At 28.0% G+C, this 24,315-nt stretch carries 24 protein-coding genes; 3 read left to right on the top strand and 21 right to left on the bottom strand.

Annotated elements, in window-relative coordinates:
- Nucleotides 1-76 precede the first annotated feature (76 nt).
- A complete protein-coding gene (locus tag MYF_RS03155) occupies nt 77-529 on the bottom strand; it encodes a hypothetical protein (RefSeq protein ID WP_002557881.1) in 453 nt (150 codons plus the stop codon).
- Between the two features lie 292 nt (nt 530-821).
- Between MYF_RS03155 and MYF_RS00110 the strand changes: the two genes are divergently transcribed.
- From MYF_RS00110 to MYF_RS00100, 3 genes are read left to right on the top strand one after another with little or no spacing between them, the layout of a single operon-like run.
- Nucleotides 822-1,823 carry a hypothetical protein gene (locus tag MYF_RS00110; protein WP_002557880.1) on the top strand — a complete coding sequence of 334 codons (1,002 nt, stop codon included), beginning with the start codon at nt 822-824 and terminating at the stop codon, nt 1,821-1,823.
- Nucleotides 1,824-1,842: 19 nt separating this feature from the next.
- Nucleotides 1,843-3,174, top strand: coding sequence for a hypothetical protein (locus MYF_RS00105; RefSeq protein ID WP_002557879.1), 1,332 nt, complete (start codon nt 1,843-1,845; stop codon nt 3,172-3,174).
- Nucleotides 3,167-3,529, top strand: a complete 363-nt coding sequence (locus MYF_RS00100) for a hypothetical protein (RefSeq protein WP_039387482.1) — start codon at nt 3,167-3,169, stop codon at nt 3,527-3,529. Before MYF_RS00105 ends, MYF_RS00100 begins: the two co-directional genes overlap by 8 nt.
- 71 nt (nt 3,530-3,600) lie before the next feature.
- On the opposite strand, the gene gatB is transcribed toward MYF_RS00100, so the two are convergent.
- The 20 genes from gatB to dnaA all read right to left on the bottom strand — a co-directional run bounded on the left by gatB (nt 3,601) and on the right by dnaA (nt 24,315).
- The gene (gatB, locus tag MYF_RS00095) at nt 3,601-4,998 is read right to left on the bottom strand and encodes an Asp-tRNA(Asn)/Glu-tRNA(Gln) amidotransferase subunit GatB (RefSeq protein WP_002557877.1); all 1,398 of its coding nucleotides are present in this window, start codon (nt 4,996-4,998) and stop codon (nt 3,601-3,603) included.
- Nucleotides 4,991-6,310 (bottom strand): amidase family protein, encoded by a 1,320-nt coding sequence (locus MYF_RS00090; RefSeq protein WP_002557876.1) that lies wholly within the window; start codon nt 6,308-6,310, stop codon nt 4,991-4,993. Before MYF_RS00090 ends, gatB begins: the two co-directional genes overlap by 8 nt.
- Nucleotides 6,303-6,596, bottom strand: a complete 294-nt coding sequence (locus tag MYF_RS00085; protein ID WP_002557875.1) for a hypothetical protein — start codon at nt 6,594-6,596, stop codon at nt 6,303-6,305. The genes MYF_RS00090 and MYF_RS00085 overlap by 8 nt, the downstream gene beginning before the upstream one ends.
- A gap of 182 nt (nt 6,597-6,778) precedes the next feature.
- Complete coding sequence (locus MYF_RS03525; RefSeq protein ID WP_323749063.1) at nt 6,779-6,850, bottom strand: hypothetical protein; 72 nt, start codon at nt 6,848-6,850, stop codon at nt 6,779-6,781.
- Nucleotides 6,847-7,035, bottom strand: coding sequence for a S26 family signal peptidase (locus MYF_RS03395; protein WP_002557874.1), 189 nt, complete (start codon nt 7,033-7,035; stop codon nt 6,847-6,849). The genes MYF_RS03525 and MYF_RS03395 overlap by 4 nt, the downstream gene beginning before the upstream one ends.
- A 779-nt stretch (nt 7,036-7,814) precedes the next feature.
- The gene (locus MYF_RS00075) at nt 7,815-8,687 is read right to left on the bottom strand and encodes a pseudouridine synthase family protein (protein ID WP_002557464.1); all 873 of its coding nucleotides are present in this window, start codon (nt 8,685-8,687) and stop codon (nt 7,815-7,817) included.
- Nucleotides 8,688-8,693: 6 nt separating this feature from the next.
- A complete protein-coding gene (gene fba / locus MYF_RS00070; protein ID WP_002557465.1) occupies nt 8,694-9,557 on the bottom strand; it encodes a class II fructose-1,6-bisphosphate aldolase in 864 nt (287 codons plus the stop codon).
- A 29-nt stretch (nt 9,558-9,586) separates the two neighbouring features.
- Entirely contained in the window at nt 9,587-9,832 is a 246-nt protein-coding gene (gene rpoE, locus MYF_RS00065) for a DNA-directed RNA polymerase subunit delta (RefSeq protein WP_002557466.1), read from the bottom strand.
- Nucleotides 9,833-9,835: 3 nt separating this feature from the next.
- Entirely contained in the window at nt 9,836-11,440 is a 1,605-nt protein-coding gene (gene argS, locus MYF_RS00060; protein ID WP_002557467.1) for an arginine--tRNA ligase, read from the bottom strand.
- Nucleotides 11,424-12,179 (bottom strand): nucleotide exchange factor GrpE, encoded by a 756-nt coding sequence (grpE, locus tag MYF_RS00055; RefSeq protein WP_002557468.1) that lies wholly within the window; start codon nt 12,177-12,179, stop codon nt 11,424-11,426. The genes argS and grpE overlap by 17 nt, the downstream gene beginning before the upstream one ends.
- A 2-nt stretch (nt 12,180-12,181) precedes the next feature.
- Nucleotides 12,182-13,189, bottom strand: coding sequence for a heat-inducible transcriptional repressor HrcA (locus MYF_RS00050; protein WP_002557469.1), 1,008 nt, complete (start codon nt 13,187-13,189; stop codon nt 12,182-12,184).
- 105 nt (nt 13,190-13,294) lie between these two features.
- The gene (locus MYF_RS00045) at nt 13,295-15,316 is read right to left on the bottom strand and encodes a thioredoxin domain-containing protein (RefSeq protein ID WP_002557470.1); all 2,022 of its coding nucleotides are present in this window, start codon (nt 15,314-15,316) and stop codon (nt 13,295-13,297) included.
- A 138-nt stretch (nt 15,317-15,454) separates the two neighbouring features.
- On the bottom strand, nt 15,455-16,456 hold the full coding sequence (ftsY, locus tag MYF_RS00040; protein WP_002557471.1) for a signal recognition particle-docking protein FtsY: 1,002 nt from the start codon (nt 16,454-16,456) through the stop codon (nt 15,455-15,457).
- 84 nt (nt 16,457-16,540) lie between these two features.
- Nucleotides 16,541-17,110 (bottom strand): type II toxin-antitoxin system antitoxin SocA domain-containing protein, encoded by a 570-nt coding sequence (locus MYF_RS00035; protein ID WP_002557472.1) that lies wholly within the window; start codon nt 17,108-17,110, stop codon nt 16,541-16,543.
- 115 nt (nt 17,111-17,225) lie between these two features.
- Nucleotides 17,226-18,200 (bottom strand): DHH family phosphoesterase, encoded by a 975-nt coding sequence (locus MYF_RS00030; protein ID WP_002557473.1) that lies wholly within the window; start codon nt 18,198-18,200, stop codon nt 17,226-17,228.
- The gene (locus tag MYF_RS00025) at nt 18,187-19,194 is read right to left on the bottom strand and encodes a DHH family phosphoesterase (RefSeq protein ID WP_039387473.1); all 1,008 of its coding nucleotides are present in this window, start codon (nt 19,192-19,194) and stop codon (nt 18,187-18,189) included. Before MYF_RS00025 ends, MYF_RS00030 begins: the two co-directional genes overlap by 14 nt.
- 13 nt (nt 19,195-19,207) lie before the next feature.
- Nucleotides 19,208-19,666 (bottom strand): 23S rRNA (pseudouridine(1915)-N(3))-methyltransferase RlmH, encoded by a 459-nt coding sequence (locus tag MYF_RS00020; RefSeq protein WP_002557476.1) that lies wholly within the window; start codon nt 19,664-19,666, stop codon nt 19,208-19,210.
- Nucleotides 19,666-21,525, bottom strand: coding sequence for a tRNA uridine-5-carboxymethylaminomethyl(34) synthesis enzyme MnmG (gene mnmG / locus MYF_RS00015; protein WP_002557477.1), 1,860 nt, complete (start codon nt 21,523-21,525; stop codon nt 19,666-19,668). Before mnmG ends, MYF_RS00020 begins: the two co-directional genes overlap by 1 nt.
- Nucleotides 21,526-21,635: 110 nt before the next feature.
- Entirely contained in the window at nt 21,636-22,724 is a 1,089-nt protein-coding gene (locus tag MYF_RS00010) for a DNA polymerase III subunit beta (protein WP_236681780.1), read from the bottom strand.
- 199 nt (nt 22,725-22,923) lie between these two features.
- Nucleotides 22,924-24,315: a chromosomal replication initiator protein DnaA gene (dnaA, locus tag MYF_RS00005; RefSeq protein WP_002557479.1), complete on the bottom strand. Its 1,392-nt coding sequence runs from the start codon at nt 24,313-24,315 to the stop codon at nt 22,924-22,926.

Raw genomic sequence — 24,315 nt, 5'->3', positions numbered from 1 at the left:
ATTATCAACTTAAAAAAATTAAAATTTCTACATAAAAGGAAATGAAAGTTCTCTAAATCAGGAAAAAAGTCTAAATTTAAACACTTAATTGGCTTTCACCTGCTAATTTGTCTCGCTCACGCGACATAAAACTTAGAAGCATTATCATTGAAGCAATATCAACATAACTTATGAAAAATCCAATAATTGCTATAGTTCTAATTGATGACATTTTCACCTTCACTGCTGCATACTCGCTAAAAGATATAGATTTTTCAAGGAAATTTAATTTTATAAAATAAGTAACATATAAAATTCAGTTTATGATACTTAATAAAATCCAGATGATAAGACAAGTAATTTGGGAAGTTGTGAACTTTAAAGGTATTTTTTCATCTAGGTCTTTTATACCTGGCGCTGTAATTCCAGAAACAACTATTAAAGTAATAAAAGTAATTTCAACTGCAAGTTTTACACTACGAATTGCAAACATTGCCACTATTATATTTTTAAGAAATTTTAACAAATTTTTCTTATTTTCGCTTTTCATAATAAATAAATTTTACATTATTTTTAGAAAAATTTAAGAAAAAATTTTCAGACACTGAAAAACATCTTAAAATTAAAAATTAGCTATAAACTTTATTATTCCAAAGCAAATATTTTTGCTTTAAAATTAGGCTTAATTAAAAATAGATAAAATTTTTTTACTTTAAACAAACATTAATAAAAATTAATAAAAAAATATATAAACACAAATATTTAATAGCCAAAAAATCAGTTTATGATACTATTCAAATTATAACTGTTTTATTTAAACAAATTGAGAATTGGAGATAAAAATGTATACCGATATTTTAAAAAATGAACATTGAAATTATAATAATTATCCACAGCAAATATCAAAAAATTATTTGTCAGATGGGGGGCCTAATAGGGATGAATTTGCTGATTTTATCAAAGAACTTATAGCAGAATCAAAAAAAATTTCAAGAAAATTTGATAAAAGCTTAATTCTAAATATTATAAATGAATTGAATTCAAAAAATATTATACTAAATTTGGATTTAGAAGAACACGATAATTCAAATTTCAACTTAAGTTTTTTACAATATTTAGAAACAAAGCAAACATCTGAATTAGACCAATATGTTAGCGATTCAGACTGGAATAATTTATCATATTATTTAAGAACTTTTGTTGAAAATGTTTTAAGTTATAAAAAGGTTTTAACTCAAATTTCTAATGTTTTTTCAAATGTTATCTCATTTTTGACGGGGTCATATTTTATTGATAAAAGTATAGAATATTTTTTCGGAAATTTGGTTGATACTCATGATCCCTTGTATATATTAGGTGTTTCGGAAATTATAGATTCTGTAGGTTTGCCCAAACCTATTTCATGGATCAACCAAGCTGCTAAAAACAGTAGCTTAGCAAATAATTTAATATCAAAGTTGTCCACAAAGTTTAAATGAATTAAAAAAATTAACACTGTAAAATTAACTAGTTTTGCTGGAATCACAGGAACTTTAGCATCTTTATTTTTTGCCTCCGAATCTTCAAAATATACGGATAAAAATGAAAACCTTGATGACTTTGTTGAAAGAGCACGCGAATTAATAGATACAAAAAAATCCCTGTCAAAATTAGTGTTGTTACTAAAATTGATTAACTACAAGGTTTATGATGTGCCCTGATATCGCTTTTTAGAGCCTAGTGTATGATTCTTGCTTGACGGTTCTAATAAATTAGCAACATTAATTGAAGCAACTTACAAAAAAGCATATGATAAGTATGAAAAAGCAAAATATGAAAAGTTTATTTACGGATATTACCGTTAATAATTGTTAAGGTAGTAAAATGATCTTGTCAAGAAAATCTATAATTCTTAATAATTATGTTAAGTTTTCAAGTTCGATATTTGTTGAAAAATCATTACGATTTTTACGGATATTTTTAATTGTTATTTTAACTATAATTTCACTTTTTCTTTTAGGTTTTGGGCTTAGACTTTACTGAGTAAAAGAAATTTGGTGAGTTGGTTTTGCAGCGTTTTGACCTTTGCCCTTCTTCTGGTTTTATTTTCTTTTTGGAGTTTTTTTAAAAATACAATTTGTTAAACATTTTGAAAAAAAGAGTCTTTTTATTGCCCAAAAATATTTGAAAATTTTCCTTATTAGCCGTTTAAGTTTTGTTTTATTATATAAATTAAAAGATGAAAATTTGAATAAATACTATAAAAAAGCCCTTGAATTTAGCAAAAAATATCCTTCTATTGTTTTTTATGGCTCATTTGCTGAAAGTATGACTTTCTTAAAAACCCGGAAAATTAATGATATTGATTTTTGCTCAAACTCAAACATTCCTTTAAATTTGGGGATTAATGAAACAATAATAATCGACGAAAATCAAATTTTAGATCCTAATATTTATCGAAAATTTGATCCACAAACAAAAGCCGAAGGTTTTAGTTTTAAATTTATACCTAAAAATTATCAAACTAAAGTGGGAAAATTAACCCTACCAAAACCAGTTTATCAAGTTGCAAACAAAATTAAGCAATTAATCGTTATTTCTAATAATTATCATTTAAGCCCAAATTTGGCAACTAAATTTCAAAATGCCCTTATTGATTTAAAAGATATTGCCCTTCTGCCTCTACCCTTTACAAAAAGTGCGCTTTTTCAAGCATATTTTGACTCAGTTTTACAAAGTTGCGATTTTATTGCTGTTTTAGAACAAAAATCAATACTAAAAAATATTTTGCAACCTGATTTTGATACTTTTTTAAAATATTATAATGAAAAAATAGAATTTGACTTAATAAAACCCTCTGATTTTAACCCTTATAATGAAACAATCTCTTACCCACTTGTAGATTTAATTCGAGAATTTGAAGAACATTCGCGAATAAAAAAATTAAGATTAGCTTTTGATAATGATTTTTACAAATTTTTTGATTCTGTTATTATGATAAATTCTGCCTATAATTCGAAATCACCGCTTTTAACATTTAACTCAAAGGATGATTTTTTAACATTCAAAGAAAAAATTGGAATAGAAAAATTATCATTAAAAGAACTAACTGAAAATATTGAATTTATTTATGACAATGATTATAGCATCGATATTAGACATATATATTACATTTTTGTCGCTAAAAAATTTAAGGAACTAACTGAAAATGAATAATGAAATTAATAGGAAAAATTTTGTAATTTACTACAAATCAACAACCTTTTTCTCTTATATACTTTTTCGCTGAATTGTTACATCAATAGTTATTTTTTTAATAGTTTATGGAATTACTATTTGAGATTCATACACTGATCATCTTCCGGTACCGCCTTGAATTCCGCTTTTTTTGTTTCTTTGTATTCTAGTTTGACCACTTTTTATTCAATCATTACTTAATTCCTTTTTCTTTTTTGGTTCAGCTAAAATTATCGAAAAAGCACTAAAATATAGATGATTTTTACAGCTTACAAGACTTTTAACAAGAAAAGCATTTTTAAACGTTAAGTTAGACAAACCTTTACAAAATTAAAATTTTAAAAAAATCCAAAATTCGAAATAAAAAGCCACAACAATAACTTTTTGACTTTTTTGCTGTTTTGATTAAAAATTATCTAGTCAGTTTTTTAAAATTTCACTAGCTTTTTTTGGGTCTAGCTGACCTTTTGTTTTTTCCATTAACTTCCCCATAAAAAACTTAAACAATTTTTCTTTTTTTTGTCTATTTTTGGCAATTAGAACAGTTTCTTGCTTAGCTATTACGGCTAAAAACTGCACAATTTCTTGATCAGATAATTTTTTTTTGGAAATTTTTTCTAAAATGCTGTTTAAATCAAGATTTTTTGATTCTTGTTTAATTTTAACTATTTGGCGAAATTCAGAATTTGAAATTTTGCCCAAAAGGTGGTTTTGGACTAATTTACCAAAAAATTCAAAACTGATTGCTAGATTTTGGCTACCTAATTTGTTGATAATTGGAACAATTTCCGAAAAAAATAATTTAATACTTAAATTTCAATTTTCCGGATTTGAACTTTTTAAAAATGTTCAATATTCGAAATTATTTAAAATTTGACTGATATAAAAGGCTGAAACGCCTTCTTTTTTTAGCATAATTTCGATTTCTTGCGGTGTAATTGGTACTTGAATTTTAGCAACAAAATTTTCCTTTAATTCAATATAAGGCAAGTTCGGTTCTGGAAAATATTTATAGTCAATTGCATCAGATTTAGAGCGCAAAATCTGATTCTTAATCAATTTATCGTTAAATTTTTTTGTTAGCTGCACAACTTTGCCGCCTTTTTCATAGCTTTCGATTTGCTCCTGGATTTCAAGTTCTGCTGCTTTTTGAATATTTGATATCGAATTAATATTTTTTATTTCCGCTTTTGGGTTGAACTTAGCCTGGTGCTTAGGCCGAACTGAAATATTTATGTCAGCGCGAAGCGAACCATTTTCTAATTTAGCATCTGAAATCCCTAAAAATAATGCTAATTTTCTAATTTCATCAACGTATTTTGCAGCTTGACTTGCTGAATTTAATACCGGTTTTGTAACAATTTCGATCAAAGGTGCGCCACATCTGTTGTAATCAAGAAAGGTTTTATCCCCTTTGTGAATTTGTTTTGCCGTGTCTTCCTCAAGATGAATTCTTTCAATTTCAACTACAGAATCATCAACATTTATAGTTCCATTTTTGCCAATTGGATGAAATTGTTGACTAATTTGAAAACCTTTTGGCAAATCAGGGTAGAAATAATTTTTCCGATCAAAAGCTAATATTGGTGAAATTTGCATTTTTAGCGCTTTCGCCAAAATTATTGCTTTTTCAACCGCTGATTTGTTAATTTTTGGCAAAGTTCCAAGATAGGCTAAATCAAAAAGGTTGAAAAATCTGTTAGAATCACCACGCAAATTAGGTGAATCTGAAAACATTTTTGCCTTTGTATTAAGTTCTAAATGAATTTCTACCCCAATTGTGATTAAATATTTTTTATTCATCTTTAATTTCACCTATTTTTTCCTCAAGATAAAGAGAGTAACCTAAAAGCTTTGCATCCGAATTTATTTTAGAATCCACCGCTAAATTGAAAGGTAAATTTTTGTACTTTCCAAATGGCAGACTAATAGAGGGGTTGCCAACTAAATTTGAAATCGCTAAGATAAAATTAGTAATTTTGTCGCTTTGTTCACTATTTTTTCCCAGAATGTCAGGGGCAACGCCATAAAAAGCTGGAAAAATAATTACATCAAATTGTTCAAGAATTGATTCGTAATACTTTTTGATTAAAGTCCGCATTTTCTTAGCTTTAATAAAAAAGTGTTCTTGGTTTTCTTTTTCAAGAAAAAAAGATCCCCAAATAAGTCTTTTTTGCAACATAAAACCAAATCCATTTGTTCTTGTTTTAAGAAAAATGTCCTGCCATTTTAAATTTTTTTCAGTTTCACCAAATGTTATACCATTAATGGCTGATAAATTTGAGGTCGCTTCAGAATAAGAAATAATTTCATAAACTGGTAAAATAGTTTTTAAAAGTCTTAAATCGGGTTTAATAATTTCTAATTTAACGCCGTCAAATTTCAAAACATTGGCTAATTTATAGAGTTTTTTACTAACATAGTCTTCAATTTCGTTTTCAAAATCAAGGATAGCAACTTTTTTTGGCTTTTCTTTTTTAACGTTACTAACATCAATTTCAACTGAAGTTAAATCATTTTTATCAATACCAAAAACAACTTGTGAAATTAAAATTGAATCAAAAACATTGTGCGTTAATCAAGCAACTGTATCAAGTGATGTTGCATATGGAAACAAACCATACCGAGAAACAGCGCCATATGAAGGTTTAAAACCAACTTTTCCTATAAAACTTGCCGGTCTTCTGATTGAATCCCCAGTATCAGATCCAATTGCAAAGTGCACAAAATTAATTGTTGCGGCACTACCAGAAGAAGAGCCGCCAATTAATTTTGCTCTATCAAGCGGATTTTTAATTTCTCCAAAAGCAGAAAAAAGACCCTTACCCCCAAGACCAAGTTCGTCGTTATGAACTTTAATCAAAGGCTGAGCTCCTGCATTAAGCAACTTTTCAAAAACTGTTGAATTATAAGAAGGTCGGAAATTTACAAGCGAATTTGATGAGGCGTGTGAAATCCCTTCTACAGTTGCAAAATTAGATTTGATGCTGAAAAACTTTCCTTTTAAAACTCCGTTTTTATTGTTTTTTTCTTGAAAAAAATATGCAACAGCATTATTATCATCTTTTTTTAGCTTTTCTAAGGCATCAGAAATATCGAGTTCAAATTTAGTCATCAATTACCTTTTTAATTTTTATTCGATTTTCGCTTGAATGAACAGAATTTTTAAAAAGAATTTTAGAAAAATCGCTAAAATCTGGAATATCATCAAATAAAATTTCTATACCTTTTGGGAGCGAATTAATTTTTTCTAGTGGCTGAACATCTTCGGTATCAAAATTATGCAAGTAACTAATTCTGGCTAACATTTGCTCTTTTTCTCGCAAAATTGCTTGAATTACTATCTCATCAGGAATGAAATAAAGCGATTTTGCAAGCTTAATTATTTTTTCTCTGTTCACTTTAGCCTCTAATTCAAATCGTTTTTTAACGCTATGTAAATAAGAAAATTATACTAAATTATCAAGAAAAATAAAAAATTCCATGTTGACAAACAAAGACAAATACTTTTTTGATTATTCTTTTATTGACAAAATGTTTTATCAATAAAATTTAAATTTTAGCACAATTAAAAACTTAGCTTTTATACCCAAATTCCTTGAATTGTGCTTAGATCAAACAGTCCAAAAATACGGCTATCGTTGCTAAAATTTATATTATCTCCAAGCGCAAAAATTTACCTTCAGGAATTGTGCCATTAAATTTTCAGAAGCCTAAATCCTCAAAATTTGCAACTAATTTTCCATTTATCTTAACAAAATTTTCACCAACTTCTAATTTGTCGCCAGACATTCCTATCAATCTTTTGATTAAAATTTGCTCCTTATATTTGAAAACCACAACATCGTTTCGTCGTGGTTTTTTTATGTTATATGTTATTAATGAAAATTTGCTGACCGTTTTTTAGTGTGGGAAGCATCGGCTGTCCTTCAACGCTTATTAGCTGAAAAACAAAAGCAAAAAGTACAAAAATAACGTAAAATTTACCCAAAAAAAATAAAATAGTTAAATAATAGGCTTTATGTAGTAATTATAATTTGATTTAAATTTAATAAACAAAAAAATAAACAGCAATAACCGCGCTTTTTTTGATTAAAAAGTTAGCTATTGCTGTTTATTTTTTTGTTTATTTTAGCTGTAGTAGTTAGTTTTTTTGAGAACAGTTGCAGGTTGTCATTGCGCAGCAACACGCACAACTTGAGTTACATGAGCAACCATTTTGGCAAGGTTTGTTAAGATCTAGATTTTTCATTTTTTTCTTTTCCTTTTTATTTTATAGTTGGTTTATTTCCTTATATCAAAGCGGACCAGAATCACAACGTTTCCCGCAGCAATTGCTGCATTTGAAACTGCAAAAACTGTCATTTTGACAAGATTTGTTAATTGTAAATTTTCATTTTTATTTTATTTTAATATTTTATAGCTAGCGAAATAATTATAACACAACTTTTAAAGACACACATTTAATCTTAAAAAAATTTTAACGTTTAGAAATTTTAAAAAAACTGTTGAAATACTGTTGTTTTTTTTAAAACAAAATTACTTTTTTCATCGTGAAAAACTAAAGTTTAGTGAATTAATATTGTTTTTTTAAATTTATGAAAAAATATATCAATAAGTTATTTTTTTTTGTTAGTTTGAATTTTTTTCCATCATTGTGGTTTGGATATAAATTTTTTGTTATTTAAATAAGACAAAAAACCTTCTAAATGTGAAAATTTTAATGAAAAGCTGTGTAAAAAAAGCCTTTTTGCTTTTTGACCGCCATATTTTTCATCACCTAAAATTGGGTAACCTAAATATGATAAAGTAACTCGAATTTGATGTTTTTTACCGGTGTGTAAAATTGCAAAGTTTTTCTGATTTTTAGAGTAAAAAGTTGTCGAAATTAATGTTGACCCTGGTGAATTTGAGACAATTTCTATTTTTTGTTCAATATCGTTTTTTTTAACGAAAACATTAGTTTTTATTGGTTTTTTTAAACAGATTTGTGATTCAAATGTATAAACTTTTTCAAAAAACTTTTGTTTTTTATTTAATTCGACAACGCTTTGATAATTAAGAGCATATAAAATAATTCCAGAAGTTTTCTTGTCTAACCTTCCAACATGCGAAGGCATAAAAACTTGATTTTGTTCAATTTTTAAATAATTTCACACAGCTAAATCTAAGGTAAACCCACTTCCATGAACAGCCAAATCAACAGGTTTCTCAACAAGCAAGATGTTATTATCTTGATAAATAACTTTCAAATTACACTTAAATTTAGGTATTTTTTCCTTTAGTTTGTTGTTTTTTTCATCAGAAAAAATTAAAATTACATCATTTTGTTTTATGATGTAATTTTTTGTTTTTGTAAATCCATTAACTTTAATTTTTTTTAAACGAAAACATTTTTGAATTTGTTTATAATTTAAATTCGGGAGTATTTTTTTTACAAATTGGATTAATTTTTGCCCGTTTTGATTTTGCGTAGCTACAAACTCAATCATTAAAAATTATGCACGATTTTCCGAACCAAATTCGACAATTTTATCTTCAACAAGAAGCTGAATTGCCTTTGTACCTGGTGCTAATAATTTTCGTGGATCAAAATTTTTTCCTTGTTTTATTTTCCCAGAAAGAACAAATTCAGAAACTGCTGCTGCATTTGCCTGCTGTAATTCGGTATTTACGTTAATTTTTGAAATTCCTAGTTTTATAGCTTTTTGAATCTGTTCTTTCGGGATGCCGCTGCCTCCGTGCAGCACAAGTGGAATTCCGGTTTTTTTTGAAATTTGTTCCAAAACTTCAAAGTTTAAGGACTGTCAACTTGGTGGGTAAATTCCATGAATATTACCAATCCCAGCAGCCAAACATGCAATTCCAGTATCGGCGAGTTTTTTTGCTTTTTCAGGATCGGCAATTTCGCCATTACCGATTACCCCATCTTCTTCACCTCCAATTTGGCCGACTTCGGCTTCCACTGTTGCATTAGTTGTTTTTGCTAAAGCTACAATTTCGCGCGTTTTTTCTAAATTAAGCAAAAAATCTTCTTTAGACCCATCATACATTACTGAGGAATACCCGGTTTTCAGCGCGTCTTTGCAAGTTTCATAACTTCCATGATCCAAATGTAGCGCAATTGGAACTGTTATTTTTAAAAATTCTATTAAATTTAAAACTAAATTATATACAGTTTTTAGCCCTCCCATATATTTTAGCGCACCTTCTGATGTCCCAATAATTAAAGGTGAATTTTTTGCCTGCGCTGCTAAGAGCGCCGCTTTTGTTCATTCGAGATTATTTATATTAATATGTGGAATTGCATAGTTATTTTTCCGCGCTTTTTCCAACATTGCCTTTATATTTACTAATTTCATTTTTACCCTTCTGTTTTTTTCTTATAAAATTATGCATTGAGATCTCCTCTTAGTGCTCAATAATTGTCGTCAAGAGGAACAAAATTCCCATCAATTGTTAGCAGTTTATATAATTCTCCACGTTTTAGAGTTAAAATTTTTTCTGTAGACAAATTAGGCAATTGGTTTTCCCATTTTGCCATCAGCATAGTTTGAACTTCTAAAAAAATGTCACTAAAATGAGCAGATTCGCGATTTTTTAGAAACTCGATTGCAATAGAAATAATCGTTTTCATTTATTATATCCTTTCTTTTGCCTTTATTCCTAGTAATTTTAGCCCGGTTTTCAAAACTATAACAACAGCTTGCGTTAGACACAAAAGACTATTTTCATTTTTATTGCCAATTATTTTTGAATTAGAATAAAAAGAGTTAAAAAGATTGGCTAATTCAAGCAAATATTTGTTTAATAAGTTAATTTTATAATTTTTTGCAATTTTTACTATAATTTCTTCAAATTGTTTTAATTTTGAAATTAAAATAGTTTCCCTTTCGTTATTAAAAATTAAATTTTCTTCGTTTATTAATGTCTTATTTTGCAATAACTTTGAGCCTCGGGCATGCGCATACTGGATTAAAAATAGTGGGTTTTGCTCAGTGATTCTGTTCGCTAATTCAACATCAAATTCAACAACTGAATTATAACTTCTTTCGCTTAAAAAATATCGTATTGCATCAACACTCGCAACTTGAAGCAAATCTTTGATAGTAAAGGTTTGTCCTTTGCGTTTCGACATTTTAAATTCCTCACCATTTTTTACTAATTTAACTAACTGATACAGTAAAATATTTAATTTTTGATTATGGCCGGCAATTTTTAGTCCTGCTTTTATTCTATCAATATAACCGATGTGATCCGCGCCTCAAATATTTATTAAAAAATCAGGCTGAAATTTATCATTTATTTTTTCTAAATGATAGGCAATATCGCTTGAAAAATACGTGAATTCCCCATTGTTTTTCACCAAAACACGGTCTTTTTGGTCACCGAATTTTGTGGTTTTCAGCCAGATGGCTCCATCTTTTTGGAAAACATAAGATAAGTTTTCCAAATTTTTCTTAACTTTTTGTGAACTAAAAAGTTCAGTTTCGGAACTAAATTTATCGAATTTTATAGATAAATTTTTCAAATCTGCCTTAATTTCATTAAGAAAAATTTGAACCGATTTTTCACGAAAAATTTTATACGTTTCTGGTTCATCCAGATTTGAATTTTCAAATTTGTTATTAAAAATTTTAAAAAACTTTTGCGCGCATCAAATAACATCATCGCCGAAATAGGCATCCGCGGGAAGAGGAAAATCTTTAAAAATTTGCTGATAGCGCGAAAAAACTGAAAAAACTAAGCGGTTAATCTGGGCCCCAAAGTCATTAATATAATATTCACGGAACACAAAATTGCCCGTAAATTCAAGAATGTTTGCTAAAATATCCCCAATTATCGCACTTCTTAAATGACCAAGGTGTAAAAAACCAGTTGGATTGGCTGACACAAATTCAATGTTGATTTTTTTGCCTAAGAAATTACGGCCAAAATTTGGGCCTTTTTCAATAATACTTTTAACAATTTTTTCATATTCGCTTTTAGAAACAAAAAAATTCAGAAATCCTGGTGGTGCAATTTCTATCTTTTCAAGATTTAAATTTTCTAAAAGAAGTTGGTTTTTTATCTGTAGAGCAAGATTTAAAGGTTCCATTTTATTTTTTCGAGCAAAAATTAGAGCGACATTCGAGCTATAATCGCCAAAATTTTTTGCTTTTTCAACAATTATTTTACTATCGTCTATAATTAAATTTTTATTTTGAAAAAATTCAATTATTTTACCTCTAATCTTGCTGGTCATCAGGTTTTCCAACAACAACAAGCGCTGTTTTTACAATTCGATCATGTAATTTATATCCTGGCGAAACAACATCAAGAATTTTGTCTTTATCGCCTTTGATTATCTCGTAAATTTCATGAACAGATGAATCAAAAAAATCACCTATTTTAGGATATATTTTGACCAAGCCAAAATTTTCCAGTACATTTTCAATTTGATTTACAAGCATTTCAAAACCTTTTACATATGCGGAAATTTCCGAATTTTTAGAAGCAGTTCCAAAAGAAATCGCCTTTTTTAAATTTAAAAATGGCGAACTAAATTCTTCAAAAAAAGGTTGCAAACTGTATTTTTTTATCAACTCTGTTTCGTTTTCTACTTTTTTTTGCAAATCATTTTTCAATTCCTTAACTTTTTTTGTTGCTTTTTCCTCAAAAGTTTTTACTTGTAATTTAAAATCTTCTTCTAGTTTCTTGATTTTATCTTTTAATTTGATTGCATCAATTTCAAGAGTTATGTTTTTTGTTGTTAAATTTTGGATTTGAACTTCAAGGTCTTCTAATTTTGTTTGCTTTTCCTTTTTTAAAAATCTTCGCGATTTTTTTGGTTTACTGTCACTTCCTACTTCGGTTTTCTCTGGTTCTTGAATTTTTTCGTTTTGCGCTACAACATTTTGTTGGGTTTGCTCTGAATTTTCAGCAAAGTTTGGATTCTCGCTGTTTTTTTTCATTTTTTTTAGGTCAAGGTCTACAAAAATCATTTCTAATCCTTTCTTATTTTATTTTTATTTGATAAAAAATCTTCTAAAAGTTTTATACCCGTGCGAGCAGCAGAGTAATTAATTTTTTTTGTTGAACCAATCATGCTTATCTCTTTGATTGTGAGTGATTTTTCAAATTTTTTTGAAATAAATGATGCTTCTGGTGATTTAATACTAATTTTAAGAGTCTCATCCTCATTTGTTGTTCTATCATCTAGCATTTCTCAAATTGACTTTTTTTCAATTATACTAAGCAAATCAATAAGTTTAGCGCGAGAAATTTCTTTATCTAAAATTAATGAATTTTTATTATATATGTTAGATTTGTTCTGGATTTGAAAATTAAAAATTTTTTCCACGAAATGATGCAAAAGTTCGTCACTGTGTTTAATTTGTTTTTCTAATTCCTGCTTTAAAATAAGTAATTTTGTAGAAATTTCAACAAACGGCGTGTTAATTAACCTCTCTTGAAAAAGTCTAATTGCAATTTTAACATCATGTTGCGGTATTTGATCTGAAAAAGTTATTTTTTTATCCTCGACACTTCCACTCGAACTAACAACTACGATAATACCTTCGTTTTGAGAAATTTGCGTTAAATTTATTGACATTAACCGTTCGTTTTCGTTGCTTGTTGTTGCAATTAAAGTTGTGCCGACTGACTCAGATATTAATTTAACTGCTTCGAAAATTGTCTTTTCAATACTTACTCGACGACGCGCAAATAAGTCTTTTAATTTATTTGCCAAATGCTCGTTCTCATCAAAAGATAAAAATTCAGCATAGTATTGAAAACCTTGTAAAGTTGGGATTCTACCACTTGAACTATGGGATTTTTCTAAAAACCCTTCTTTTTCAAGCTGGTTCATTATCGCCCTGAGATATGAAGGCGATTTTTTGATTCCGTAATTTTCTTTTAAATTAAGAGAGCCAATAGACTCGCCAGTTTTGATAAAATTTTCTACTATTTGTTTTAAATATTTTTCTTTTTTAGAATCTAATCTTGGCATCTTTTATACATTATAGCAAAAAATAAAGCAAAATAAAAAAATTTGGCAGTTTTTAGGTATGTTTGCCAAATTTTTTTATTTAAATAAGCATTTTAAAACTTTAAACTATGAATTAACAGCTTTTTCAATGTTTTCAATTAAAATTTCAGCTGGAACATAATTAAACTTTTTAAAAACAATCTCACCGTTTTTAAAAATAAAATGAGTTGGCACAAATAAAACATCATATTTTGTACCTTTTTGACGAAAAAGTTTTGATTCTTCAGCATCAACTTTAATTAATTTTACATCTTTTCGATCTTTGAAATATTTCGCTAATTCATCATTTACAGGCTCTTGCATTTTACAATCCCCGCACCAATCAACGGCAAATTCTAAATAAACAACACCAGTTTTTAGCTCGTTTTCTGCTTGTTTTCATGGAAGTTTCTTCATTTTTTTCTCCTCAGAATAAATATTGTGAATCAGAACCGAAACACTTGGTTCTTTATCAAACATTCGGAAAAGTTTGCGTTTAATATTTTTTTGTGTTTTTTGTTGTAATTCTTTGAGTATTTTATCATTTATTTTTTTAAGATTCGAAAAATTATTAAAAATAATCTTTCGAATTATTTCAAAATAAGATTCGCGGTTTTCCTTACTTAAAATTCCATAATCTGTAATTTCGGGAATTGAAAGGATTTTTTTAGAAACTGGATCAAACAAAAATGAAATAATAATTAAACCATCACGCGATAAATTTTCTCGCTCTTTAAGCACCTCAAAAGAAACATCCCCAACACCAAAGCCTGATATATAAATTTCGTCTTGCCCTTTTGAGATTTTTTTTCGGGAAAATAAATTTCCATCTAGAAAATTAGCAACTCTTTTATTTTGCAGAACAATAATATTTTGCTTTTTGATTTTGTTATTAACTGCGATATTTGAAGCTACAATTAAATAGCGATAAAGCCCCTGAATCGGAAGAAAATACTTTGGTTTTAAAATCTGAATCATTTCTGAAATATCTTCTTTATAAGGACGAGCTAGTCCAAAATCTGATTCTGAAATATCAACAATACTTGCTGTTGATTTAGCAATTTGGTCAAGCACTTTTGCATAAAGTTGCTCCATTCCGTTGATTGGTGGTGTTAACATAATTACATAATCTGATTTTTTTAATTTAAAATAAACATCATCATTTTCGAGAATGCGATTAAAACGGTGGCAAATTCGTTCTGGACTCGATGTTATTAGAATTACAGAATTTTTTTGTTTATTTGCATATTTGTAATCAAAAAACATTGGAAAATTTTTCAAGTTATTTGTTGTTAGCTTATCTAATTTGTAAATCATGTCATATAATTTGTCATATTTTTTCCCATACGCGGTAATTTGACGATTAAATTTAACAGAAAGATCGATAATTTCTTGTATTGATATCATTTCTTCATCGTAAGCAGAAACGACAATTCGAGAATTTTTATCAGCTTTTAAAAAAAACTTTTCTAAGAAGTTTTTCGCAAACAGTTTATTTATTGCTTTTCCTGGCAAGTTTGACTTACCTGAATCCGAAATAAACATTAAAATTCCCTTCGGATTTGCGCTAACTTTTTTTATTAAATCAAAATCTGTAATTCCATAAACGCCCAAATTTCCAACCACATAATTTGACATAAAAACAATTGCCCCATCTTCTGTTTGAAAACAAAAACCGATAGTTCCTGGCATCGAACCTGCAACTGGAAAAGAAAAAACTGATATTTTTTCGCTAATTTTTAACTCAGTAGTTATTGGTTTAACCTCAAAAGATGACTCTGAAAGTCTATATTTGCTGATTCTGTCAATAATTAACGCTTTAGTAAAAAAAGAGCTATAAATCTTGGCGGTTTTTAGTTTCATTATCAGTCATGGAAGCGCTGAAAAAGATTCGTTTTTAGCATCTGTTATAAAAATGCCCCTAACTTTATGTTGATTTTCTTCAATATAGGTAAAATCTGCAATAATTGTGTCAATTCCAACCGAGCTATCTAGGGGTATTTTTGCACCGGAATTAAGAATAAAAATATTATCATCAATTTCTAATATATAGCAATTTTTTCCGTTTTCATCTTGACCACCAAGGGCAAAAAAACTAATTTTAGCCATTAATTTCCTTTATTTTTTTATTTCTTTTTAAAAAATTATTTTTAATTATAGAAATTTTTTTAAATCGTTAAAATTAAAAAAGGATAATTACTTAATTTGCACTTACTTTTTTAGCAAAACTTTCTAAAAAAGTAAAATTTAAACATAATATTGATTTTTCAAATCTTTTGTAATTGCGTAAATAAACAAATCAAGATCAAAAGGTTGTAAATCATCCATTCCTTCGCCAAGACCAACTAATTTAACACTAATATCGATCTGATCTTTGATCGAAAAAACAATTCCACCTTTACTGGTTCCATCCATTTTGGTTAAAATTATACCAGAAACAGGGGTTATTTTTGCAAAATTTGCCGCTTGAGAAACGCCATTTTGTCCCGTTGTTGCATCAATTACCAAAAGTGATTCGTGAGGTGCGCCAGAAATTTTTTTGGAAATTATTTTATTAATTTTACTTAATTCTTGCATTAAATTCACATTATTTTGTAACCTTCCAGCAGTATCTATCAAAACTAGATCGATTTTTTCTTCTAATGCAAGATTCAAACCGCGAAAAACAACAGAACCAGGATCTTTTTCATTAGCTTGGGGTTTTAAAATTAAAGCTCCAACACGGTTTGCCCAAATTTCTAATTGTTCTACTGCAGCAGCTCGAAATGTATCAGCCGCAATTATTAAAACTTTTTTCCCAGCTAAAGTAAATTTTCGCGCAATTTTGGCAATTGAAGTAGTTTTTCCAGATCCGTTAACTCCTGAAATTAAAAAAACATTAATTCGCCCGTCTTTTACATTTAAATTCGTGTTTACAACCGAGCGGTTTGAATAAATTGTATACATTTTATCAATGATTATTTCTGAAATTAATTTGGGGTTGACGATATTATGATGACGGACTTCGTCTTTTAAAGATTCAATTATAATTCCGACAAAATTTGGCGAAATATCAGACATTATTAGAATTTCTTCTAATTCAGAGAAAAAATTTTCATTAATTTTAATATGCTTTTTTTGCAGCTGGACAATTTGTTTTAAAAAAGATAATCTTGATTTAGTTAAGCCCGCAACATACTTGTCTAGATTTGCCGGTTTTTCTCCCTTGGGTCCAAAAATTTTTTCCTTAATTTTTCAAAAAAAGAACATTTTAATTCCTATAATTTTGGTAACACAATAAATTATAAATTAAAAATGTTTTTTTTCATTAATATAGTATTTGTGTAATGCATTTTAATCCTCTAATACTTGAATTTCATCATCTTCAAGAATTGTTTCATTGAAAATAATTTTTGAAAGCAAATTTTTAGCAGCATTTTTAAACGATTTTTGGCCGTGAGATAAATTTATCAAATCCTTTGGACATAGTTTTTTTAGTCTTTCATAGACAAAAACAAAACAATTTCACCTCAAATCTAAATCTTCTTTTTTTTGCTGTTGTTCAAAGGTTTCGTCAAAATCTTGGCTAAAATCATTTAAAAAATCATTTTTTAAAATATTTTTAAATTCATCAATAAGATTATTTGCGCGATAATCAAAAATATCATCTATTTTATACTCTGAATCTTTAAACGCTTCTGCACCAAAAAATTGAGTTTTTAAGACTGCCCACGAAATTGGACCGTATTTATAAGATTGAAAATTTTCAGAAAAAAACGAAATTTGATACATTCTATAAAATTTTCAATGCGTAAACCAAAGAATTTTTTGCACTCACGTTCGATAAACCTCACGCTCTCCTGTATCAATATAATAAAAAGCAAACAAATATTTTAAAAAATTAGTTATGCTGATTCCTTGCATCGCTTTCCTTTCTTTTTTGTTTTGTTGTTTTTTCTTTTGCTCAATAATATTAATTTTTTTAAACTATTTTAGTAAAAAATTAGTATTTTTTGTTGTTTTTTCTATAATTCGACTTTTATTTTTGATTGCCTTTTACCCAATTTTCGTATTCGTTTTGACAATCATTGATTAATTCATCTAACTTATCTAGATTTTGAATAATCGCACCAGCCGCATTTAAATGACCGCCACCGCCTCAATTTAGAGCTACTTTTTGAACATTTGGACCTGCCGAACGGAGCTCAACTCTTCATGAATTCTCGGTTTCCTGGACTAAACAAAGCCAAATTTTAAAATTTTCAATATTCGCAAGCAAATTGGGGCGTACAGAATTTGAAGGATTTCTATTTATTTTTTGTTGTTCTTTTAAACTCAATGTATAAAAAATGACATTTTTATACATTTTTTTATTAGCATAAATATAACTCTCAAATTCAAGGTCATTTAGTCTTTTTGCATTCAATCTTTCGTGAATCAACAAATAATTAAAGCCGGTTTCAAAAATAAAAGAGGTTAAAAAATGGGTTCTAGCAGATGTGTTTTTATAAAGAAAACGTCCAGAATCTGTATAAATTCCAAGGTATATTAATGTTGCGCTTTTCCTTGAAATTTTCCATTTTGCTTTGTAGGCTAGATCAGCAATTTGCTCACAGGTTGCAACATAACTAGGATCAACTCAACGATAAATATCATCAAAATCGTCATTATTTGGATGGTGGTCAATTCGCAAAATCGATTTGAATTTAAATTCTTTAAATAAAAAAGCTGATTCAATTCGATTTTTAAAATTAGCATCAACAATTATTGCTAAAGAATTTTCTAAAATTTTTTTTACTGGTACTGGATCAGTTTTTAATTTTAAAAACGAAAATGATTTTTTATAATTTCCGACAGCAAAAACTTTTTTGCTTTTAAAATTTTCTAAAATCAAATTTTTAAGGCCAGCTTGCGCCCCAATACAATCTCCATCTGGTCTTGTGTGGTGAAAAATTACAATTGATTCGTTCTCCTCAATAAGTTTTATAATTTCGGCTACATTAATTTTGCTCATTTTGTACTTTTTCCTCGTTTTTCTCAAACTCTTTAACTAAATTAATTAATTTTTCAATAATTTCATTAATAGTTTCTCAAATTTTTCCCATTTTTACTAAATTTATTCCGGCGGCATGATTATGCCCCCCGCCACCGTATTCACGAGCAATTTTATTAATAATTGGGCCATTTGACCGAATTCTAACTCGAATTTCATTATCATTTTCAATTAAAAATAGCCAAATTCTCGCATCGCCAATATTAGCTAAAACGTTAACTGCCGAAAACTGATCTTGTCTTAATTTAAACATATTTTGTTGTTCTTTTGAGACAAAATATCATAAAACTTTATTTTTTTTTTTATAGTTCGCCAAAACATAAGCATAAAAAGCCACTTCTTCTTCTGATTTTTTGGATAAAAATCAATTTAATTTCGTAAAATTAAAATTAGCTTTTAACAAAAAAGACGCAACCGCAAATGTTCTTGACGACGTTGAAGAAAATGAAAAACGACCAGAATCAGTTAGAATTCCTAAATATATAAATTGGGAAATTTCCTCATCGATTTCCCAATTTTCTTCTTTTAGTAAAAAACCAATCATTTCTGAAGTGGCAGAAAAAGTTGGATCAATTCACTTTTCATTATAAATAGACTCTAAAATGTCGGGGTGGTGGTCAATTTTAACTCTTGTTTTAAAGTTGGAATTTAAAAAAAAATCTAAATTTTGAATTCTCTTAATATCGGCAGTATCAACTGTGATTGCTAACGAATTTTCAAAGAAAACATCTTTGATTAAATTTACATTATCAAAATGAAAATTTAAAAAACTGAAAATATTTTCATTATCCCCAACAAAAAAAACTCTTTTTTTAGGAAATCTTTTTAAAATTGCAAACCCTAAACCCTGTTGCGCGCCCAAACAATCGCCATCTGGTCTGATATGGTGAAAAATAAAAATATTACTATGTTTTTCGATGTTTTCAATTATTTTAGTATACGGTTTTATGGCCATTTTCCTCCTTTTTTTAACTGCTATGATGATATTTTCGCTTATGTTTGATTGAAAAGCCGCGATAAATTTGTTCTAACACAATAAGTTTAAAAATTTTATGTGGAAAAGTAATCTTTCCAAATGACAAAAATCGGTTTTTTGGTAAAGTTTCAGAAATTAATTTTTCGTTTACACCTTGAGATCCGCCGATTATAAAACAAAGATTTGCCGAATTTAAAAGTTGCGAAAATTCTTCACTTGTTACCATTTTCCCGCGTTCTGAAAAAAGATAACAATCATAGTTTTTTGGAATTTTTTGCAAAATAGCCTTTGTTTCAAGAGTCTTTTTTAAATTCATATTTTCAATATGGCTCTCAGTTAGGTTAACAAATTCGATTTGATAGTTAAACTCTTTAATTTTATCAATTTCTTTTTGATATAACGGCAAAAAATTCCGAGAAATTGATCCAAAATTTATTATTAGAATTTTCATTAAATCTTAGTTTCTTTTTGCAATTTTAAAACATTAATATGGAACAAAAGCATTTGAATATCGACAGGATTTACGCCGCTAATTCTACTAGCTTGGCCGATTGTTTTTGGCTTAACTTTTTTAAATTTATCAAGAGCTTCTGTTGATAAATTTGCAACTTTTTCATAATTTAGACCGGATGGAATTAATAAGTTTTCAAGTCTGATCATTTTTTCGGCTTCTGAATTTTGTTTTTGTATATATCCTTTTAATCGCGTCATAATTGTTAGTTCATAGCCAAATTCGAATTCTGGAATCACATCTTTGAAATCAACATTTGGTCTTGAAATAAGTTTTAACTTAGAAATTCCGGTTTCGATATTGTATTTTTTTGCAAGCCAATCCTTAGGGGAAATAAATTCGCGCGAAAGTTGTAAAATTTTCTTGTCAATTCTAGTGTATTTTTCTTTTGTTTTCAGGTACTCTTTTTTTGAAATCATGCCTGATTTTAAAGCGTATTTCGCCATTCTGATATCCGCGTTATCGTTCCGCAAAATTAACCTATATTCTGCTCTTGATGTTAACATTCTATAAGGCTCTTTCGTTCCTTTTGTTACTAAATCATCAATTAAAACACCAATATAGCCATCATTTCTTAAGATTTCAATCGGTTTTTTACCAAGCACAAATTGAGATGCATTAATTCCAGCAATCAAACCTTGGGCAGCCGCTTCTTCATATCCGCTAGTTCCGTTGATTTGCCCAGCCATAAAAAGCCCTTTAATTCTTTTTGTTTCCAAACTTTTCTTTAATTCAAGTGGATTTATAGCATCATATTCTATTGCATAACCAAATTTTGCAATTTTTGCATTCTCTAAACCTGGAATAGTTTTAACAATTTCTGTTTGTACATCTTCGGGCATAGATGTTGAAAGCCCATTAATATACATTATATCTTGTTTTTTTGTTTCTGGTTCGAAAAATATTTGATGACGTGGTTTTTCAGAAAATCGGACAATTTTATCTTCGATTGAGGGGCAATAACGCGGACCTATTCCAGAAATTAGGCCGGAATACATAGATGATTTTCCTAAATTTTTGTTTATTATTTCGTGTGTTTTGGCTGTTGTATATGTTAAATAACAGGAAATTTGTTTTTTTAATTTATGCTTTGACTTAAAAGAAAAATTAATATTATGGAGTGGCAAAACCTCCTTTTCTACTTTAGAAAAATCAATCGAAGATGTAAAAATTCGGGGTGGGGTTCCAGTTTTTAATCTTTGGAGTTCAAATCCAAGTTTTTTTAAGTTATTTGAAAGGAGATTTGAAGTTATTTGTCCATCTGGACCGCTTGAAATCGAATAAGAACCGCGCAAAACTTTCGAATCTAAGTAAGTCCCTGTTGTAATAATTACAGTTTTAGCAAAAAATACTTGTTTTTTAGAGGTTTTTACTCCAAAAATTCGGTTTTTCTCAACTAAAAGTTCAATAACTAAATCTTCTGTTATCAAGAGATTTTTTTGTTTTTTTAAATCGGATAATATTATTTTCGAATACTTTTCTTTATCAATTTGTGCGCGAATTGTGAGAACCGCTGGTCCTTTTGACTCATTTAGATATTTTACTTGAATCATTGCAGCATCTGAAAATCTTGCCTGAACCCCACCAAGAGCATCAATTTCTCGCGTTATATTCCCTTTTGCCGGCCCACCAATCGCCGGATTACATGGCATTGAAGCTAATTTATTTTTATCAAGAGTAATCAAAACAACCTTCAACTTCTTTTTTAGCAATGCATAAACTGCTTCAATTCCAGCATGTCCTCCGCCAACAACCACCGCATCAAATTCAAAACTAGAATTCGTTATTTTTCTTTTCATCAAAAATATCCTCAAATTAATTTTGCAATCCAAATCATACTATAAAATTCGATGTTTTTTAAATTTTGTTAAAAAACAGAATTAAAATTAGAACTTTAAAATTTAAAAAATTAAATCAAAACTAGGCCGATCAACTGATAAATTTCAGGACGCTCTGGCGAAACTACAAGCATTTTTGTCATTTTTTCATTAATGTGAATTTCAATAATTTTATCAAAAACTGAAATCGCATCTTTTAAATAACGGTAATTTATATTAACTTCAACAAAATCAGGGTCAAATCTTGAATCATTTGCAAACATTGAATTTATTTTAAAACTAAGAACATTATTCGTTGAAACATTGGACTGGCCCGATTCGTGCTGAGAAATATAGCCTTTTAGCGTATCTTTTGACATCGAAAGGTTAATTACATTATCTTTTCCGGGAGTAATTATTGTTGTTTTGTCAATTAAATCAAGAATTTCGCGTTTTTGAATTGAAAAGGAATACAAAATTTCGCTTTTTTTAGGTAAAATATTTGAAATATCTTTATAATCAATAGTAAAAATTCTTGACTGAATTGTTAAATCATCATAAATATAACTAATTTTTGTTGGTTCGATATTAAGCTGAATATCACTATCAAGTTCAGGCGGAATAAAATCTTTTAAATTTTTAGCGCTAACAGAAATATTTATCCTGGTTTTATTAGAAATTTGAACTCTTTCTGATGCGAATCGAGTTGTATCTGTTGCTGAAAAATATAAAAAACCATCTTCTGCTTTTATATTTATTGCGGATAAAATTGGTTGCGAAGGGTTGTTAGTAGTCGCAAATGCCGTGTTTTTTATAGCTTTTTTAAAATTTTTAGCATTAACAATTAACTTTACTCCTTTTTGTTCGAAATCTATTTCAGGGAAAAATGAAGGATCACGTATTGTTTTTGAAAATATTGCATTTTCTCAAAAAACTATTAGTTCAGTTCCTTTTAACTCAAAATTTAATTCTGAGTCACTTTTTTTAACAACATCTCGTAAAAAAAAGCCATCAATTAAACAAAATCCAACATCTTGAATTTCAATTAAGTTTTCTTTTTTTATAAAAGCATTATATGAAAGTTCGCTGTTTGTAGAAATTATAAATAAACCACCACGTGTCAATTTTATAAAAAATGAACTTAATGGAGAATTGTTATAAGTTAATATTGCAGTTTGCATTCTATCTATTTGATGCTCTATAACTTTTTTTTTAATAATAAATTTCATATTTTTCCTATTCAAAATTATATTATATATAGTTAATTTTTATTTATTTTAAGTTTTTAATTTAAAATAATAAGGTTGTTCAAATGTTGAAAAAAATTAAAAATATAATAATTTTAAAGTATTTTTTATAAAAAATAGTGTTTATAAATTTCTACTTTCTATGTTTGAAACTTCAATTTAATTGTTTGTAAATGTGATTAATTGCAATTTCTAATTCGTTATTATTGCTCTGTTTTAGGTTATCGATTTTTTTGAGAGTTGAAATTATTGTTGAATGCCGTCTATTGTTAAAAAAAACACCAATACTTTTGTGAGTAAGATCTAAAATATTCTTAATTAATCAAATTGCAATATCGCGAGCATGCACAATATTTTTATCTCGTTTTTCACTTTTTAAGTCTAAAATTGAAACTCCATAATATTTAGAAACAACTTCAATTATTAAATCGGGAGTAATTGTTTTCTCTATTTCATATTTTTCAACAAAAATTTCGAACATTTTTTTCTTGTCAAAATAAATTTCGTTTTTAAATTTGTCCTTATTTGTTTGGATATAAAAAGCAATTGATTTTAAAGCGCCTTCGAGCTCGCGAATTGAATTTCGAAAATGTTTTGACAAAAATTCAAATGCTTCCGTTGTTCAAATATGATTTGCTAGTTTTTCTTCGTTTAATTTATGTTTGAATATCCGCAAAAAATCTTCTTTTTTCGGTTTACCTAGCTTGATATGTAAACCCGAATTAAATCTAGTTATAAATCTTTCTTCAAAACCACCAAGCAAAGATGGTGATTTATCAGATGTTATGATTACAATTTTGTCTTCTTCAATAAATCTATTTAAAATTTCGAGGGCAACAATTGATGTTTGATGTTTATGTCCTAAACCTTGAATGTCGTCGAATAAAAAAACGTCTACCTGTGATAATCAGTCCAAAAATTCGCTAATTTTTTCATTTTGTCCATTTTGCATTCAGGAAGTAATGCAACTTATAAATTTATAGTCGTTAATGTAGAAAACTTTTTTCTGTTTTTCGACAAGCAAATTTCCCATCGCGTTTATAAAATGTGTTTTCCCAATCCCTGATGGTCCGGAAATAAAAATTGGTGAATAATTTAGTTTTGAATTGGCGATTATAGAATCATAAATGTTAAAAATTTGAAAATTATAGCTTGATTTAATGAAATTTTTGAAGGTGAATTTATTTAACACATTGTTTGCTTTAAAACTACAATACTTATTTTTGATAGTAAAATTTTGTTTTTTTTTAAAACTTATGGTATAATTGTCATCATTATTGAATGTTAGGATTTTGTTGATTTCAAGATTTTTAACCGCTTTTTCGACAGTATCTACTCATCGAGAAATTACTTCATGCTTTGCGATTGAGTCAGAAAAATCAACAACAATTTCTGTTTCAGTCTCATTTATTACAAAAATCGAACTAAAAAAATTGTTATACAACATTTTATCGTTTAGTAAATTTTCAATTTGTTGCCTAATTTGTTGTGTCCTAACTTTTATATTGTTTTTGTTTTTATGCAT

The sequence above is a fragment of the Mesomycoplasma flocculare ATCC 27399 genome (assembly GCF_000815065.1).
Lineage (GTDB): Bacteria > Bacillota_I > Bacilli_A > Mycoplasmatales > Metamycoplasmataceae > Mesomycoplasma > Mesomycoplasma flocculare.
Note: the sequence above shows the minus strand (reverse complement) of the source record. Positions and strands in the feature narration are given on the sequence as shown.